This is a genomic window from Lutibacter sp. (genome assembly GCF_041555395.1).
GTDB lineage: Bacteria > Bacteroidota > Bacteroidia > Flavobacteriales > Flavobacteriaceae > Lutibacter.
This window is the reverse complement of the sequence record NZ_JBFFKM010000103.1, coordinates 1-3,327: the sequence shown is the minus strand read 5'-3', so window position 1 is coordinate 3,327 and position 3,327 is coordinate 1. Positions and strand designations below refer to the sequence as shown.

Sequence of the window (3,327 nt, the reverse complement as noted above, 5' to 3'; positions counted from 1 at the left end):
TTTCCATTAATTTGCTCAATATTTGTAATAAGAAGTATCTTTAAGAAATCTCAAAAATTAATTCAAATGAATATCGAAGAATTCAGAGACTATTGTTTGTCAAAGAAATATGTAACCGAATGTTTTCCTTTCGATAATGTTACATTAGTTTTTAAGGTAGCGGGAAAAATGTTTGCATTGGCGAGTTTAGAGAAGCATCCTGTAACCGTAAATTTAAAATGTGATCCCCAAAAAGCCTTGCAATTGCGCGAGGAACATGACGAAATTTCTCCCGGTTATCATATGAGCAAAATACATTGGAATACGGTTACCATTGATGGCGGCTTATCGAATAAATTAATCAGGGAATTAACGGATGATTCTTACAATTTAGTGGTAAAAGGAATGTCTAAAAAGCAGCAAAAAGATTTCGGGTTGGAAAGTTAGAAAGTTTGAAGGTTATTTTTTAAATTGGCTAATTGCCTCATTTTTAATTTCAGTCTTTTTTCTTTGCTATCTATTCCTTTTTCTTTCTTATAATAATTCCCCCTTCGGGGGCTAGGGGGCAAACTGTTTTCTCCTATAATCTGAAGGCGTTACGCCTTTTATGGCTTTAAATTTCCGATTAAAATTCGCCAGATTATTAAATCCGGACTTATATGAAATTTCGGTGATGTTCAAATCGTTGTTTTTGGTCAGCAGTTTACAAGCATTTCCAATTCTGATATCAATTAAAAAATTCACAAAAGTCTTGTTGGTTCGTTGTTTAAAATACCTGCAAAATGCATTGGGTGTCATATTTGCAATATCTGCAACATTATCCAAGGTAACTTCTCTGTGAAAATTAGTCATGGTGTATTGAAATATATCGCTCATTCGTTTCCCTTCATCACCATCATATTTTTTGAGATTAATTAATGATGACAATGTTTGTTTTTCAGCTTCGGAAATTAAAGATAAAATAGATAAAAAAGAAGTAAACTGTTTGTATTTTGAATTAGTATCAATTTTTGTCAATAAAAAAGAAAGTTCCGGTTTGTTGGAAAGTACTTCAAAACCTAAAACGGCATCATAAAAAAATGCGTTGAAATGTTCAAATTCGGGTAAATTAAAAAAATGGTCTCCATAGGAATTTTTTGAAAAGAACAAGGATATCATAAAAGTTTCTTGTTCAAAGGCAGCATCTCTTTTAAATATATGCGGTAAATTTTCGCCAATGACAAAAATGTCATTTTTTTTAAATTCGCCCACACAATCACCAATAATATAAGTGCCTTCACCTTCAACAAATATACTTATCTGTATTTCTTCATGTTGGTGCAATTTTTCATAAAAAGACTCACCATCGTATTTTTGAATGTATAAAGTTACATTTTCAGGTTTCGGAATTTTAAATGGCAATACCTTCATATCTGCTAATATGCGTCTAAATTAGTCTATTATTTTTGATTAAATGAGAAATATAAGGTAAAATACTATTATGAATAGATAAAAAAAAAGCTAGTGTCGAAACTTAGAAAGTATTATTTTGGTAGGAAAGTTGGAAAGCTAGAAGGTTGAAGTAAATTTCAAAAATAACAAAGCTTAATCCATACAATTAAAATTTTTAATTATGAGTATACAATGGAGTGGCGTAATGCCTGCAGTTACAACAAAATTTACAGATGAAGACACATTGGATTTGGTAAATTTTGAAGTAAATATTAAAGCGCAATTGGCAGCAGGAGTCAATGGAATTATCCTTGGAGGCACTTTAGGCGAAGCGAGTACCCTTACTGCTGATGAAAAAAGAATTCTGATAAAAAAAACGGTAGAAATTGTAAAAGGCAAAGTTCCTGTAATTATCAATATTGCTGAACAATCTACCAATTGCGCCATTGAAGCGGTTCGCAAAGCTGAAGAATATGGGGCAAACGGATTAATGTTGTTGCCGCCTATGCGTTACAAAGCCGATGCCAGAGAAACGGTAACCTACTTTAAAAAAATCGCCAAGAGCACTTTACTGCCGATTATGATTTATAACAATCCAGTCGATTATGGTATTGAAGTTACCCTGGATATGTTTGAAGAATTGGCAGCGTGCAAAAATATTCAGGCTGTAAAAGAATCTACACGCGATATTTCAAATGTGACCAGAATGAAAATGCGTTTTGGAGACCGTTTTAAAATTTTATGTGGCGTTGATACCTTGGCATTAGAGAGTTTGTTGATGGGCGCTGATGGCTGGGTAGCTGGATTGGTTTGTGCTTTTCCTGCGGAAACCACCGCCATTTATAAATTGGCAAAAGCAGGAAAAACAAAAGAAGCCATTGCTATTTACAGTTGGTTTTTGCCTTTATTAGAGTTGGATATAAATACTAAATTGGTACAAAATATTAAATTGGCGGAAGTTGCCACTGGAATTGGTACAGAAAATGTGCGGGAACCTCGTTTGCCGTTGGTTGGTGAAGAAAGGGCGAAAGTATTGGCAATTATTGAAAAAGCTTTAAAAAACAGACCGGTTATCAATTAAAAAGACTTCAAGTCTGGAATTAATAAATGAAATTAAAAATTGTTTTGAGGTGTTTTTGATTAACTTACTAATCATCTAACATACCAAAATACTAAAATACAAAAGATGATTACAGGAAAAAATTACATTGGAAATCTATTGGCATCAACAGGGAAAGTAACGTTTAAAACATTCAATCCGTTAGCAAATAAGGAGAATGAAGTTGTTTTTTCTGAAGCTTCTGAGGAAGAAATTGAGATGGCGATTGAATTGGCTTCGGAAGCATTTAAATTATTCCAAAGTATTTCAGGAGTCAAAAAAAGTGAATTTTTAAATCAAATCGCCAATGAAATTGAAGCGCTGGGCGATGAGCTGATTAAAACCTATTGTTCAGAATCTGGTTTGCCTGAAGGCAGGGCAATTGGCGAAAGAGGAAGAACCATTTTTCAGTTGCGTTCTTTTGCCAATTTGGTAAAAGAAGGCTCTTGGGTAGAAGCAACTATTGATGCCGAAGACCCAAATAGACAACCAATTCCAAAAGTAGATATTCGTAAAATGTTAATTCCTATCGGGCCAGTTGTCGTTTTTGGCGCGAGCAATTTTCCGTTGGCATATTCAACTGCTGGCGGAGACACGGCTGCAGCATTAGCTGCCGGTTGCCCGGTTATTGTAAAGTCTCACCCAATGCACGCAGGAACTGGAGAATTGGTGGCGTCGGCAATTATAAATGCTGCCGAAAAAACAGGAATGCCAAATGGCGTATTTTCAAATTTAAACAGCAGCGGAATTGAGGTCGGCGTTAAATTGGTGAAACATCCACAGGTAAAGGCGGTAGGTTTTACAGGAAGCATTGGGGG

General features: G+C 34.7%; 4 protein-coding genes. 3 read left to right on the top strand and 1 reads right to left on the bottom strand.

From position 1 onward, the window contains the following. Positions 1-66 precede the first annotated feature (66 nt). The gene (locus ABY285_RS12350; protein ID WP_372770506.1) at positions 67-426 is read left to right on the top strand and encodes an MmcQ/YjbR family DNA-binding protein; all 360 of its coding nucleotides are present in this window, start codon (positions 67-69) and stop codon (positions 424-426) included. Positions 427-537: 111 nt separating this feature from the next. Here the strand turns inward: ABY285_RS12350 and ABY285_RS12345 are convergent, their stop codons facing one another. Next, complete coding sequence (locus ABY285_RS12345; protein ID WP_372770504.1) at positions 538-1,389, bottom strand: AraC family transcriptional regulator; 852 nt, start codon at positions 1,387-1,389, stop codon at positions 538-540. Between the two features lie 202 nt (positions 1,390-1,591). On the opposite strand from ABY285_RS12345, the gene ABY285_RS12340 reads away from it, so the two are divergent. Then, positions 1,592-2,491, top strand: a complete 900-nt coding sequence (locus ABY285_RS12340; RefSeq protein ID WP_372770502.1) for a dihydrodipicolinate synthase family protein — start codon at positions 1,592-1,594, stop codon at positions 2,489-2,491. A 105-nt stretch (positions 2,492-2,596) separates the two neighbouring features. After that, positions 2,597-3,327: aldehyde dehydrogenase family protein (locus ABY285_RS12335; RefSeq protein ID WP_372770500.1), on the top strand; the 731-nt coding region annotated here is incomplete at its 3' end.

Coding starts and splice junctions, on each gene's coding strand:
- ABY285_RS12340 (WP_372770502.1), top strand. CDS start 1,592: ATGAGTATACAATGGAGTGGCGTAATGCCTGCAGTTACAACAAAATTT.
- ABY285_RS12350 (WP_372770506.1), top strand. CDS start 67: ATGAATATCGAAGAATTCAGAGACTATTGTTTGTCAAAGAAATATGTA.
- ABY285_RS12345 (WP_372770504.1), bottom strand. CDS start 1,389: ATGAAGGTATTGCCATTTAAAATTCCGAAACCTGAAAATGTAACTTTA.